This window comes from Candidatus Nanopelagicus limnes, assembly GCF_002287885.2.
Taxonomy (GTDB): Bacteria; Actinomycetota; Actinomycetes; order Nanopelagicales; family Nanopelagicaceae; genus Nanopelagicus; species Nanopelagicus limnae.
Genome location: NZ_CP016768.2, coordinates 984,714 through 997,082 on the forward strand (window position 1 = coordinate 984,714; position 12,369 = coordinate 997,082).

15 protein-coding genes are annotated in these 12,369 nt (G+C 40.4%); 5 read left to right on the top strand and 10 right to left on the bottom strand.

Features of this window, described 5'->3' with window-relative positions; translation table 11 throughout:
* Nucleotide 1: 1 nt before the first annotated feature.
* Nucleotides 2-1,414: an aspartate aminotransferase family protein gene (locus B1s21122_RS05000; RefSeq protein WP_095680338.1), complete on the bottom strand. Its 1,413-nt coding sequence runs from the start codon at nucleotides 1,412-1,414 to the stop codon at nucleotides 2-4.
* Nucleotides 1,415-1,618: 204 nt separating this feature from the next.
* Between B1s21122_RS05000 and B1s21122_RS05005 the strand changes: the two genes are divergently transcribed.
* Genes B1s21122_RS05005 through B1s21122_RS05020 form a run of 4 tightly spaced genes read left to right on the top strand, consistent with a single transcriptional unit; the run spans nucleotide 1,619 to nucleotide 5,572 of the window.
* Nucleotides 1,619-3,007, top strand: coding sequence for an FAD-binding oxidoreductase (locus B1s21122_RS05005; RefSeq protein WP_095680337.1), 1,389 nt, complete (start codon nucleotides 1,619-1,621; stop codon nucleotides 3,005-3,007).
* Nucleotides 3,008-3,907 carry a TerC family protein gene (locus B1s21122_RS05010; RefSeq protein ID WP_095680336.1) on the top strand — a complete coding sequence of 300 codons (900 nt, stop codon included), beginning with the start codon at nucleotides 3,008-3,010 and terminating at the stop codon, nucleotides 3,905-3,907.
* A 5-nt stretch (nucleotides 3,908-3,912) separates the two neighbouring features.
* Nucleotides 3,913-4,785: an ABC transporter permease gene (locus B1s21122_RS05015; RefSeq protein ID WP_095680335.1), complete on the top strand. Its 873-nt coding sequence runs from the start codon at nucleotides 3,913-3,915 to the stop codon at nucleotides 4,783-4,785.
* A gap of 7 nt (nucleotides 4,786-4,792) precedes the next feature.
* The gene (locus B1s21122_RS05020) at nucleotides 4,793-5,572 is read left to right on the top strand and encodes an ABC transporter ATP-binding protein (RefSeq protein ID WP_420021995.1); all 780 of its coding nucleotides are present in this window, start codon (nucleotides 4,793-4,795) and stop codon (nucleotides 5,570-5,572) included.
* Here the strand turns inward: B1s21122_RS05020 and B1s21122_RS05025 are convergent.
* From B1s21122_RS05025 to msrA, 6 genes are read right to left on the bottom strand one after another with little or no spacing between them, the layout of a single operon-like run.
* Complete coding sequence (locus tag B1s21122_RS05025) at nucleotides 5,567-5,947, bottom strand: hypothetical protein (protein WP_095680333.1); 381 nt, start codon at nucleotides 5,945-5,947, stop codon at nucleotides 5,567-5,569. The genes B1s21122_RS05020 and B1s21122_RS05025 overlap by 6 nt on opposite strands.
* Complete coding sequence (locus B1s21122_RS06405; RefSeq protein ID WP_190278556.1) at nucleotides 5,948-6,097, bottom strand: hypothetical protein; 150 nt, start codon at nucleotides 6,095-6,097, stop codon at nucleotides 5,948-5,950.
* A gap of 36 nt (nucleotides 6,098-6,133) precedes the next feature.
* On the bottom strand, nucleotides 6,134-6,619 hold the full coding sequence (locus tag B1s21122_RS05030; protein ID WP_095680332.1) for a GNAT family N-acetyltransferase: 486 nt from the start codon (nucleotides 6,617-6,619) through the stop codon (nucleotides 6,134-6,136).
* Nucleotides 6,619-7,752 carry a trans-sulfuration enzyme family protein gene (locus tag B1s21122_RS05035; protein ID WP_095680331.1) on the bottom strand — a complete coding sequence of 378 codons (1,134 nt, stop codon included), beginning with the start codon at nucleotides 7,750-7,752 and terminating at the stop codon, nucleotides 6,619-6,621. The genes B1s21122_RS05030 and B1s21122_RS05035 overlap by 1 nt, the downstream gene beginning before the upstream one ends.
* 46 nt (nucleotides 7,753-7,798) lie before the next feature.
* A complete protein-coding gene (gene msrB, locus B1s21122_RS05040) occupies nucleotides 7,799-8,239 on the bottom strand; it encodes a peptide-methionine (R)-S-oxide reductase MsrB (protein ID WP_095680330.1) in 441 nt (146 codons plus the stop codon).
* A complete protein-coding gene (gene msrA / locus B1s21122_RS05045) occupies nucleotides 8,232-8,765 on the bottom strand; it encodes a peptide-methionine (S)-S-oxide reductase MsrA (protein WP_095680329.1) in 534 nt (177 codons plus the stop codon). The genes msrB and msrA overlap by 8 nt, the downstream gene beginning before the upstream one ends.
* 325 nt (nucleotides 8,766-9,090) lie before the next feature.
* Here msrA and B1s21122_RS05050 point away from each other — a divergent pair, with 325 nt between their 5' ends.
* Nucleotides 9,091-9,360: a WhiB family transcriptional regulator gene (locus B1s21122_RS05050; RefSeq protein ID WP_019851872.1), complete on the top strand. Its 270-nt coding sequence runs from the start codon at nucleotides 9,091-9,093 to the stop codon at nucleotides 9,358-9,360.
* Here B1s21122_RS05050 and B1s21122_RS05055 read toward each other — a convergent pair.
* Genes B1s21122_RS05055 through B1s21122_RS05065 form a run of 3 tightly spaced genes read right to left on the bottom strand, consistent with a single transcriptional unit; the run spans nucleotide 9,357 to nucleotide 12,360 of the window.
* Nucleotides 9,357-10,823 carry a sensor histidine kinase gene (locus tag B1s21122_RS05055; RefSeq protein WP_095680328.1) on the bottom strand — a complete coding sequence of 489 codons (1,467 nt, stop codon included), beginning with the start codon at nucleotides 10,821-10,823 and terminating at the stop codon, nucleotides 9,357-9,359. The two genes, B1s21122_RS05050 and B1s21122_RS05055, sit on opposite strands and share 4 nt — an antisense overlap.
* 21 nt (nucleotides 10,824-10,844) lie before the next feature.
* Nucleotides 10,845-11,783, bottom strand: coding sequence for a CpaE/TadZ family protein (locus B1s21122_RS05060; RefSeq protein WP_095680327.1), 939 nt, complete (start codon nucleotides 11,781-11,783; stop codon nucleotides 10,845-10,847).
* Nucleotides 11,767-12,360, bottom strand: a complete 594-nt coding sequence (locus B1s21122_RS05065) for a hypothetical protein (protein WP_223299048.1) — start codon at nucleotides 12,358-12,360, stop codon at nucleotides 11,767-11,769. The genes B1s21122_RS05060 and B1s21122_RS05065 overlap by 17 nt, the downstream gene beginning before the upstream one ends.
* Nucleotides 12,361-12,369: the final 9 nt, after the last annotated feature.

The window sequence follows — 12,369 nt, forward strand, 5'->3', positions numbered from 1 at the left end:
GTTAGCCGCGAAGAGTTTTTGCTAATTCCCTAAAGTCATTAACCATAAAATCAACTTCGGCCTGATCATGGGCTAGCGAGATTAACCACTGCTCATCTAATCCTGGTGGTGTCATAATTCCATGGTTTAGTGACCATAGGAAAGAAAGCTCTGCAATTTGGAAATCTGTTGCTTTGTAATCGCGGTAATTTCTAACTGGTCGATCAGACCAAGTCACACAACCTTTAACTCCAAAACCAACGGTGTGCGCAGGTAATTCATACTCATCAATAATTTCGCGAATTCTAGTTAGTGCTTGGATATTTAAAGATTCTGCCTTTGCTAATGCCTCTGGTGTACAAAGTGTGTCCACTGCTCTTACCGCAGCCATTGCCAAGATATGACCATTAAAAGTTCCAAGGTGTGGCATTCGGCCATCAGTTACTGGCTTCATAAATTCTGATTTTCCACCAAATGCTGCAAGTGGAATTCCACCACCAATTGATTTTGCTAAGCAAATTAAATCTGGAATTACACCTAAGCGTTGGGCAGCACCTTGTGGGCCTGCTGTTAAACCAGTCTTTACCTCATCAAAAATTAATACAATTTTGTATTGATCACATAGTTCGCGGACCTTTTCAAGGTATCCCTCATCAGGTAAAACAATTCCAATGTTTTCTAAAACAGGTTCAACAATAAAGCAGGCGATAGTTGATGAGTACTTTTCAAATACACGCTCAAGTGCTTCGGCGTTGTTGTAAGGAACCACATATGACAAACCTGGAACTGAAGCGTTGCCAATTACTGAATTTGGAGCATCTTCAGGTCCTGCCTTATCTAATGATGGCTTAGTTGAAACCATTAGAGCATCGCCGCTTCCGTGGTAGCCACCCTCCACCTTAACTACGCCTTCTTTGCCGGTGTATGCACGAGCTGTTCTAACTGCATACATAGTTGATTCAGTGCCAGAGTTAGTAAATCTAATTTGATCAATTCCAAATCGACGACATAAACGCTCAGCAGCGTCTCGTGAATCTGGAGATGGTGCGGTGTATAAAGTTCCAATATCTAATGTGGCCTTTAGTTCGGCCATTACTAGAGGATTTAAGTGACCAACCAACATTGAGCCAAAGCCCATGGATAGATCAAGCATCTTGCGGCCATCAACATCGACCATCCAGGCACCTTTAGCTGACTTTATTGAGATTGGATATGGATCAAAGGATTGGAAAGTTGAATGCGCACCCAGTGGAATAGTTTTTAACGCAGTTAAATACTCATCACTTGAACTCTTAAGATTTGATTTATACAAATCAAGTTGTTGTTGAAATAATTTTTCAAGACGAGCGGTATCAAGTGGTTTTGAATGTGTTGGTATCGAACGGAAGGTTTGGTTGTGGTGCGTTTGTGTTTTCATGCGGGTTTGTACTGTCAAAGGGTCCAAATAGACCTAAGTTTGGCGTGCACTCTCCTAGTCAAACGTTGTGTTACTTAGGTAGTTTAGCAGAGTTAAATCTTTAAGCAACTACGATAATTTCATGCGTAAATTAATGATTATTTATTTAATAACAAAAAGTTAACAAAAAAAGATGCTTTTTCCATTTAAATTAATACTTTTAAAAGCAGGTATTATCTATGCATGGTAAATAAGCGAGTTGATTTAACTGCTGCGCAAATTGAGCATTTAAAAACTTTAGTTACTGGTCAAGTTTCAACTAATGAAACAATTTTAGATCAACACGGCAGAGATGAATCTGCGATTCCACCAGTGCGCCCATCAGCGGTAGTCATGCCGCAAAGTACTGAAGAGGTTTCTAAAGTTTTGGCTTACTGCAACTCCGAAAAGATTCCAGTAGTTGCCTTTGGTGCTGGTTCATCACTTGAAGGACATGTACTGCCTTTATTTGGTGGCATTTCTTTAGATTTAACTCAAATGAATAAGGTAATAGAGGTAAGAGGTGATGATTTAATTGTTCGAGTTCAACCGGGTGTTCATCGAGTTGCACTAAATGAGAAGTTAGCCAGCTCTGGATTATTTTTCTCAGTAGATCCAGGCGCCGATGCAACTCTAGGTGGCATGGCGGCAACTGGTGCTGCCGGTACCACCACAGTTAGATACGGTTCAATGCGAGATAATGTTTTAGCACTTACTGCAGTCATGGCAGATGGCACAGTTATCAAGACCGGCCGAGAGACAAGAAAATTATCTGCTGGTTATGACCTCACAAGATTGCTAGTTGGCTCAGAGGGCACATTAGCTGTGATCACCGAGTTAACCCTTCGCGTCTTTGGAATTCCAGAGAAGATGGCAGCAGCCATTGTTCGATTCAAGAATTTATCTGATGGCGTAACTGCTGCAACTGCGATTGTTAGATCTGGTATCTCAATTGCAAGATGTGAGTTTTTGGATGCGAAGTGCATTAAGAATGTGAACGCTCATGATGGACTTAATTTGGCTGAAGTGCCAACCTTATTTTTTGAATTCCATGGCTCACCACAAGGAGTTGCCGAGGATGCAGCCTCCGTGAAAGAGATAGTCGAAGAGTTTGGTGGATCAGATTTTGAGTGGACTACTGATGAAGGTGCAAGAAGAAAACTGTGGCAAGCAAGGCATAATGCTTACTGGGCAGGAATTGCAGCAAACCCAGGAAAGCGCGCAGTTAGTACTGATGCTGCTGTGCCACTTTCAAAACTTGCAGAAGCGGTAACGGTGGCAGAGGAAATACTTAGTAAACATCCTTATCCATTTTCAATACTTGGACATGTTGCAGATGCAAACTTTCATTGCTTTATTGTTACTGATCCAGCTAAGCCAGCTGAGTTAGAGGATGTGCGTCACATAACTCATGAGATAACTATGAAAATGATTGAAATGGGCGGCACTTGCACCGGCGAACATGGAATAGGCTCAGGAAAAATTCAGGCATTAGAGGCAGAAACTGGAGCGCCTGCGGTTAGTATTATGCGCTCGATAAAGAAAACTTTAGATCCAAACAATATTTTAAATCCTGGGAAGGTATTTAACTAAATGAGTGCAACTGTATGGGAAGTAACAATCGCAGTATTACTGGCCGTACTTGCCTTTGACTTAGCTTTAGCGATAATCCGCAGAAACAAAGAGACCTCGATGAAAGAGGCAGCCGCTTGGACATTTTTCTATGTCAGCGCTGCAATCATCTTTGGATACTCACTCGGTGAATGGAACACTACCCAGGCTCGTGGAGAGTTTTTTGCTGGTTGGATTACTGAATACTCATTATCAGTTGATAACTTGTTTATTTTCATTTTAATTTTGGCTAGATTTAAGATAGATAAAACCAAACAACAATTAGTTTTACTTGTTGGAATTATCATGGCGCTGGTGCTTCGTGGAATCTTTATTGCTTTGGGAAGTGCTGCCATTTCAAGATACACCTGGGTTTTCTACATATTTGGCGCCTTCCTGCTTTACACCGCATACAAGTTAATTAGTGAGTCTGGTGAAAAGGAATGGAAAGAGGGCAAGTTAATTACCTGGTTTAGAAACCGTGGTGCATCCCCATTAACAATCGTTTTGGTGGCAATCGCTTTTACTGACTTGGTATTCGCACTTGATTCAATCCCAGCAATTTTTGGATTAACCAAGGATCCTTATATTGTCTTCACCGCAAATGCATTTGCGCTGATGGGTCTGCGCCAACTTTACTTTTTGCTTGGTGGTTTAATGACTAAACTTATTTATCTAACAAAGGGTTTGGCGATAATTTTAGGATTTATTGGCGTAAAGCTAATCATTGAGGCAATCCATGGAAATGATATTCATAAAATTCTTGGCGTTGAGATCCCAGAGATTTCTACTCAATTCTCGCTAACTGTGATTGTTGGAACCTTAGTTACTACCACGATTGCAAGTCTGATCGTAAGTTCTAAATCAAAGGTGGCAGAATAGCCCTCATGATTGAGGGTGCTAACAAGATTCAAGTATTTGAGCCACATAGCTCATCGCTGCCCCCGCTGCGTCCTTACTTTAAGGATTTCTGGCGCAGAAGAGAGTTTGCAACTGAGCTGTCCAAATTCTCAGATAAGGCAGAGTACTTAGAATCAAAGCTTGGCAAAGTTTGGTTAGTTTTAAACCCACTATTTCTAGCAGTAATTTACTTTCTACTTGTAACTATTATTCAAGGTGGTAGAGGTCAAGGTGGTGGCTTTACAACTTTGGCTCATATTTTAATTGGCTTATTTACCTTCTACTTCGCCCAAAACACAATATTACTTGGCGCATCTTCAATTACATCAGGTGGCAGTTTGATTTTAAATCAGGCTTTTCCACGGGCGCTGTTACCACTATCTAGTGCAATAAGTGCTGCAAGACAGTTTTTCCCAACAATTCCTATTTATATTTTAATTGTTATTGGCGGCAAGTTGTTTCTAGATGACACCACCTTGCCAGGAATTAATGCAAATTACCTGCTTCTTCCGATTTTATTTGTACTACTTGTTATTACTAGTTTTGGTCTTTCATTGCTATTTGCAACTATGAATGTTTACTTCCGAGACACCACTAAATTACTTTCATACATTATGAGAATTTGGCTCTACGCATCCCCTGTTTTGTGGCAGCCAGATATGTTAAATGGTTGGTATCGCATAATTCTTTATTTAAATCCACTAGGGCCAATACTTTCTGCCAATTCAAGAATTTGGATAGATGGCTTAATGCCAACTGCCTACCAACTAATTGGCTGTCTATTTTGGGCCCTCTTTTCATTTTTATTAGGTGGCTACTTCTTTATATCAAGGGAGCGCGATTTTGCCGTCCGCATCTAAAGTGAGTTTGCCAGATGATTTGGCGATCCGAATTGAGGATCTTTCCATTAGTTACAAAATCAATGTTGAGTCCAAGAAAACTTTGAAAAATGCAATCATGCGTGCGAGTAAGGGTGAGCGAGTTCGAACTAGAACTGTTGAAGCAGTTAAGCATCTAAATTTAGATATCCCACATGGCTCTGTAGTTGGAATTGTTGGCGCCAATGGTGCTGGTAAATCTACTTTGATGCGATCTATTGCAGGAATTTTGCCGCCAACAACTGGGCAAATAACTGTTAATGGCAGAATCTCAACATTGTTAGCTCTCGGTGTTGGTTTTAACAAAGCATTATCTGGCCGCGATAACATAATTTTAGGTGGATTAGCTGCCGGTATGAGCAAAGCTGAAATTGAAAGCCAAACTGATGCAATCGCACAATTTGCTGATCTGCCTGAGGGATTTATTGATATGCCAGTTCGAACTTATAGCAATGGCATGTATAGCAGAGTAGCTTTTGCAGTTGCTGTAAATATGACTCCAGATATCTTGCTACTAGATGAGGCACTCTCTGCTGGAGATGCTGCTTTTAAGGAAAAGTCTTTTAATCGGATGCGAGAGTTATGTGAAGAGGCTAGAACTATTTTGATTGTCTCTCATGCTTTGTCTTCAATTAATGAACTATGTGATCATGCAATTTGGATGCACAAAGGAAAAATGTTAGCCTCAGGTAAGCCAGAGGAAATTACAGAGCAATACTTAAAGTTCTTAAATGTTGGTGAATTACCCTCAAGTTACGAAGATTTATAAGGGTAAGGCAAAAAATACTGCAGTAATTACTGCTGCCAGAAATGCTGCTTGCGCAAGAATACTTATCGCAGTCTTACGGTCAGCTTTTCGATCCTCTGCGCTTTGAACCTTTGTAATGCTTCCAAGTTTTCCAAAGTTAAAAGTGCCAGCTAATCCATAAGCTAGGCAAAATTTCTTGCGAGATTGAATGAATCCAACTGAAAAAATCATCGCTGGTAAGAAGATTGAAATTCGAGCTGATCGGACTTGATCTGTTGCTAGCAAAGTTGTGGCAGAAGTTGCGATTAGAAAGATACCAATTAGTGCTACAAATTGTCGGCGGCGAACTTCACCCTTACCGATGTTGCAAGCACCTGCAATATATTCGCTACTCACCTATGCATCTTCTCGTTGTTCATCATCGCTCCATACTTCATACTCATCATTTTCAGAGCGAGCCAACCAGTTAAATACAGATTTGATCGCGCCAAAAATAACTAATACTCCAGCAAGGAGTGCGAAGAGTCTTTTGAAGGCTTTGATCATGGGGCAAATCTACTATCTTTTAAACTGCCACCCTTACTAATTTACCTCGGTGGCGAGTTTTTCCAGTGAACTCCCAGAAACTCTAAAGACCGTCCACTCATCCATTGGCTGCGCACCGATGGACTTATAGAAATCGATGGCGCTCTCATTCCAATCTAAAACCCACCACTGCAATCTTTTATACCCATTTTCAATACAAATTTGAGCTAACTTTCGAAGCAAAGCTTTGCCGTGGCCCTGGCCTCGAAACTTTGGGTCAACGTAGAGATCTTCAAGATAAATTCCATGCTTACCCAACCAAGTTGAATAATTTAAGTGCCAAACTGCAAACCCGGTAGTTTCATTATCTTTCTCAGAGATAAGACAGAAAACTTGAGGATTCACCCCAAAAAGAGATTCTTTTAAATCATCGAGAGAAAGTTCAACCTCGTCCGGTGCTTTTTCATACTCTGCTAAATCATGAATAAATTGCAGAATTACAGGCAGGTCGGCCTGGACTGCTGATCTAATATTTACTGACATTACTTTATCTTCGCAACATTTAATGCTTGCTGGATATCTGCCCATAGATCATCAACATTTTCAATACCAACTGAAAATCTAATTAAATTCTCTGGAACTGTTGCGCTCTCAGTTGCCCACCTGCGACGTCGCTCCCAAATAGATTCAACTCCACCAAGGGATGTGGCATTAGTAATTAGCTTTGAACTATTACACATTAAATCAAGCTGTTCAACGCTGGCATTTACATCAAAGGAGATCATTGCGCCAAAGCCCTTCATAAAGGATTTTGCTAGGCCGTGATACGAATCAGTGGGTAGCCCTGGATACCTAACCTTAGATATACGTGAATCCTTTGATAGACGATTAGCTAATTCCATTGCATTCTCTTGAGAGCGTTGCATACGGATTGCAAATGTTCGAAGGCCGCGCAGTGCAATCCAGGCCTCAAATGGCCCAGCAATTGCTCCACCATATCTTCTAGATTGCTCAAGTCGACCGTAGAGCGCCTGATCATTTGTTGTTAATGAACCAAGAATTAAATCACTATGACCTGATAAATACTTAGTAACTGAGTGAATTGAAATATCAGCACCTAGTGCCAATGGATTTTGTAGAAGTGGTGTTGCCAAAGTGTTATCTACTGCTACCCCACAACCTGCTGCTTTTCCAGCTGCAATAATTTTTGGTAGATCAACCACTTCAAGTAATGGATTAAGTGGGGATTCCAAATAAAGCATTTGTGCCCCCGGAATGGCAGCAATACATTCATCAGTGTTAGCTAAGTTAACAAATCGAACTTTTAGTTTTTCACTTTCATGTAGTTTTTTTAATAATGTTGTAGTTCCCTGATAACCATTATTTGCGGCAACAATTACCGCACCCTCTGGCAATAGTGAAAAAACTGCACTTATGGCTGCCATACCTGATGAGAAAAGTAATGTTTTGCCACCTTCTAAAACTGAAATCGCTTCTTCTAAAGCACTCCATGTTTCATTTCCATATCGGCCATAACCAACTGGTCCACCTTCATGAAAAGTTGAGTTAAGTGCAATTGGTGGATTAAGAGCGCCATCTGGTTGTTTAGCGGGGCGGCCAGCTGCAACAACTTTGGATTCTGTTGCTAATTTTTCCAAATCCATTGGCTCACTCATATCTAAAGCCTAACCCATTACATTAAAGGCAATTATTGCTGGGTAATCAATTCTTTGGTTCAAGCACAAGTGCCACTGAGTTAATGCACCAACGTTGATCAGTTGGAACGGCATATCCCTCACCAGAAAAGACATGGCCAAGATGAGAGCCACAGGCTGAACATCTAACCTCAGTGCGAACCCTTGGAAAAAGTGATCGATCTTCAATTAACTCAACTGCATCATCTGCAGTTGGTGCATAGAAAGAAGGCCAACCACAGCCGGAGTGGAATTTTGTGTCAGATCTAAATAATTCAGCGCTACAAGCTTTACATCTATACACGCCAATAGTTTCACTATCTGTGTATTCACCAGTAAAAGCAGTTTCAGTTGCTGATTTGCGTAAAACATCAAATGAAAGTGGATCTACCTTACTTTTTAACTCAGCTTCATCAATCTTAACTTTATAAGGTTGTCCTTTGGAATTTATCTCTGTTATCTCATCCATTTTTACTCGCCAATGCTGTTGGAAAAGCTACTCCAGTTGAAGAGTGGCAGTCATAACCATTTGGATTCTTTTCTAGATATCTCTGATGGTAATCCTCTGCAAGCCAATATGTAATTCCACTTGCTGGCAAAATTTCAGTCACAATTTTATCCATGCCATTTTTAGTTAATTCATTTTGATAGATTTCTTTACTTGCTAAGGCTTGCTGCATCTGTTCTGGTGTGGTGGTAAAGATTGATGATCGATATTGGGTTCCGATATCTCCGCCTTGTTGATTTAATGATGTTGGATCATGCATAACCCAAAATTCTGCTAACAATCTTTGGTACGAAATAATCTCTGGTTCAAAAATTACCTCAACCATTTCAGCATGATTTGTAGTACCAGTACAAACCTCTTTGTAAGTTGGATCTGGCTTATTTCCGCCCATATATCCAACTGAAGTTTGAGTTACGCCAGCTAAATTCCAAAATCTTCGCTCTGCTCCCCAAAAACATCCGGTTGCAAAATATGCGGTCTGGCTCATTGGCTAATTCTCTCCTATTGATTAATACTGCGCAATCTCAAATTCTTGGCAAACTTTATGCACGCTGTTTCGCTGTAAATCTTGGCCTTCACCTAGATATTCACCCCACATAGCTCAAGGGCTAGCAAAGCACCTGCCGCAGGCGCATAGGTAGGTTTTATTCATCTAAGGGCCAACTCTCACTGTCAGAGTCGAAATAAATCTAAAATTTTTAAACTTCTTAGTGAAATATCCTTGTTTATTAATTAAATTAAGGAGAGAATAAGCCAGTTGATTTTATCTTCACTACTAATTAACACCTACTCATCGAAGGAGTTGCTGCCCTATGGATTGGCGACATGAAGCAGCTTGTCGCGAAGAAGATCCAGAGGTTTTCTTCCCGGTAGGAAATACAGGCCCAGCCTTGGCTCAAATCGAAGAGGCAAAAAAGATTTGTGAAAGATGTCCTGTTAAAGAGCCATGTCTTGCCTGGGCATTAGAGAGCGGTCAAGATGCTGGTGTTTGGGGTGGATTATCTGAAGATGAACGCCGAGCAATGAAGCGACGTGCTGCTAGAAATCGTGCGCGTCAGATGGAAAATCAAAACTCCTTTTAATTACCGCTAAAGGAAATCTCTGCCCTAGTTAAATCTCCAACTCGAATTAAATCTAAACTTCCATTCAACTCATTTTTAGTTAATGTGGTCGCAATTTGCAGCCCTAAGTTAGCTGACTTTTCAATGTTAAATTCACTTGGAAGTCCTGAGCCATTATCACAAACATTTACTTGGTAATTGTTCTGCTTCTTTACAACCTCAACTGTTAACTGATCACCACTCTCATTTAAACCATGCTCAAGAGCATTGTGAATTAATTCAGTGACCACTAAGGAAAGTGCGGTGGCAGTCTTTGAATCAAAAGCACCGAAAACACCTACTTTTTTAAACTCAATTTTTCTAGTATTTAAATCCAAAGCATTTTTAACAATCTGCTCAAAGACTTGGTCAAATTCAACAAATTCAGAGGATTGGTTAGATAAAGTCTCATGAACTAGAGCGATGGAAGCCACACGTCTAACTGCTTCAGATAACGCTTCGCTGGCAATCGGATCAGTTACACGCCGGGATTGAAGGCGAAGTAGTGCGGACACAGTTTGCAGGTTGTTCTTAACTCGGTGGTGGATCTCCTTGATTGTTGCATCCTTTGTAATCAAAGCTCGATCTCTATTTCTTAGCTCAGTTATGTTATGCAATAAAACTACTGCGCCGATTCGATCATTTCCTTCAGTTAGTGGAATTACCAAAATATCAATTACAGCGGCCGGACTTTCATACTCGGCTCGGCGCAAAGATTTTCCACTTAGGGAAGTTTGCCAGGATTCATCGGTAGGTAAATTCTCGCCCTTATGCAAGCTTGCAAAAACTGCACCTAAATTCTCACCCTCTAACTCCTTTTGAAATCCAACTCTGCTTAAAGCCGAACGGGCATTTGGGGATGCAAAAAAGATTGTGCCATTGACATCCAACCTGATTAAGCCATCGCCAACTCTGGGCGCTGATTCTGAGCTATACAAACTATTTCTAATTGGGAAAGTTCCCTCTGCAACCATTTTATATATTTTGTGGGCAATTTCTCGATAATTTAACTCAAGCTTTGATGGTTGGCGCATTAACTCAGAATTGCGATGCCTTGAAATAACAGCCAGTGTTTTTCCATTCAAAATAACAGGAATACTTTCCTCTTTAATCATAAGCTGACCAACTAATTCTGGTTTAGCATCTCTTAAAATCTCACCATCAGATAGTGCTTGGTCTACTAAGGGCCGCACTCCCCAATTAACTTGGGATCCAACTAAATCATTACTAAAAACTGTTGCAGCAGTTGTGGGTCTGATTTGAGCAATAACTAAATGACCCTGTGGCCAAGATTTTTCATCACGACGTATTGGTAACCACAAAAGTAGATCTGCAAATGAAAGATCAGCAAGTAAGCGCCATTCGGCTACTAACTCAGCAAGGTGTTCCACCTCATTTGTAGTCAGCGAAGAGTTTTCAGTAATCAACTCTGCAAGGGTGGCCATGGCTTAATGGTAGAGCCCATTTCAGGTCAGCTGGTTACCAATTTTTTGTATCTGCTTATGAAAGGTTGTGCTGCGCCAGAAATGATTTGGTCGGCCTGCATCTGCCTGTGAACGAATGGATCTTTGGTCCTGTGGTATTTGAAAAGTAGGAAAACTCCCGACAACTTCAAGAAATTTGCTTTGGATACTTTGCCCTTTGCGATCAAACCTTTGCTGATTTAACACATAGTAAATAGGAGGTGGGTTAACTAAGTTTTTAAAATCTGAGACAAATTCATCTAGATATAAGATCCCATTATCGTTGGCAGCGAGCACATAAATTAGATTGCCTGCACATGCCAAAGAGTGACTAAGCCAAAGCGCATCCATTCTTCGATCAGAGAGAGTTTTGGTCAAAGCCAAAGTTGAACCTGCATCAATTATTGTTAATCCAGCAGCAAGTACTGCGAGTTTCTTATCAAATTCTGAAGCTAAAATCATTTCAACTTTAGCGCTACTTTGCGGACGTAAATTATGGTGAACTGCTGCTATTACCTGAGCTGATTTGAAAACAGCTAGATGATTTGTAATGGTTGATATACCAGGAGACCCAGGTGTTCCAAGTACGGCAATCAAATTATTTGCTCTAGCTAACTGATGAAGCAAGGCAGGCCTGGTTAATTGGGCTAATTGATTTAGAAGTTCTTCACTACTTAAATCTTCTGTTAACTGAATCAGCCTAAGCTCTGAATACTTTGTTGATAACTCTTTTAATTTCGCAGGAGCCATAAAATTTTTTGTGTAGATTACATTTATCTTTAATTGATTATTGGCTAAGAATTTAGCTAGTAAATCAGAATTAAGTGCTCGATAAATTATGTTACATCCTTGTGAATGCAGCAAGGCGGCAATTTTTTCTTCCTGATCACTGTTACTAATTGCTGTGATCAGATTTAATCTAGGTTCACCGAGTTCTAACAAGTATTAATCTGCTATCAGTGAGGTAATTAAGTGTTGAAATCACCTGTTCATTTTCTAATATAACTAAAACGCTAACCACTCCTGAATTGCTACGCTCTAAAACCTGCTCAATGCTAACTGCGCTAACAAGTAAGGTTGGGGAGATTGATTCTTTGGCATTTGTCTTAGCTATCGCATATATGTCAATCACATCTCCCCTAGATAATGCGATGGGCAGATCTGAGATCTCAATAGTAAGTGGCACTAATCGTTGATTATTGGCATCTACATCATTTGCGATGGCTGCTACTGGAATAAGGTCACCAGCTGAAATTTTATTTAATACTGTGGTGCCAACAATTTGGGCAGAGGATGAAAGGTAATTTTTCGCCGTTTGGGCTAATAAAACCGAGGTTGCAGTTAAATCTGATTGTTCAATTATCTGTCCAGGTGCTAATTCACCAGTGCTTGCCCAAACTAATACTGTTCTATTGGCTTCTTTAGATATCAAGCTCGCAGCAGTTAAGGCGATTATAAACAGAGCTAATCCCATAGCCAGTCGTGAGTTTTTCAATATATCTAATTTTGAAATGTTCATACCAAGTTT

Bases quoted from the DNA above. Each gene is read 5' to 3' on its own strand.
- B1s21122_RS06405 (WP_190278556.1), bottom strand. From the start codon at position 6,097: ATGATCAAAGCCTTCAAAAGACTCTTCGCACTCCTTGCTGGAGTATTA.
- B1s21122_RS05005 (WP_095680337.1), top strand. From the start codon at position 1,619: ATGGTAAATAAGCGAGTTGATTTAACTGCTGCGCAAATTGAGCATTTA.
- B1s21122_RS05055 (WP_095680328.1), bottom strand. From the start codon at position 10,823: ATGGCCACCCTTGCAGAGTTGATTACTGAAAACTCTTCGCTGACTACA.
- B1s21122_RS05015 (WP_095680335.1), top strand. From the start codon at position 3,913: ATGATTGAGGGTGCTAACAAGATTCAAGTATTTGAGCCACATAGCTCA.
- B1s21122_RS05065 (WP_223299048.1), bottom strand. From the start codon at position 12,360: ATGAACATTTCAAAATTAGATATATTGAAAAACTCACGACTGGCTATG.
- msrA (WP_095680329.1), bottom strand. From the start codon at position 8,765: ATGAGCCAGACCGCATATTTTGCAACCGGATGTTTTTGGGGAGCAGAG.
- B1s21122_RS05050 (WP_019851872.1), top strand. From the start codon at position 9,091: ATGGATTGGCGACATGAAGCAGCTTGTCGCGAAGAAGATCCAGAGGTT.
- B1s21122_RS05010 (WP_095680336.1), top strand. From the start codon at position 3,008: ATGAGTGCAACTGTATGGGAAGTAACAATCGCAGTATTACTGGCCGTA.
- B1s21122_RS05030 (WP_095680332.1), bottom strand. From the start codon at position 6,619: ATGTCAGTAAATATTAGATCAGCAGTCCAGGCCGACCTGCCTGTAATT.
- B1s21122_RS05035 (WP_095680331.1), bottom strand. From the start codon at position 7,752: ATGAGTGAGCCAATGGATTTGGAAAAATTAGCAACAGAATCCAAAGTT.
- msrB (WP_095680330.1), bottom strand. From the start codon at position 8,239: ATGGATGAGATAACAGAGATAAATTCCAAAGGACAACCTTATAAAGTT.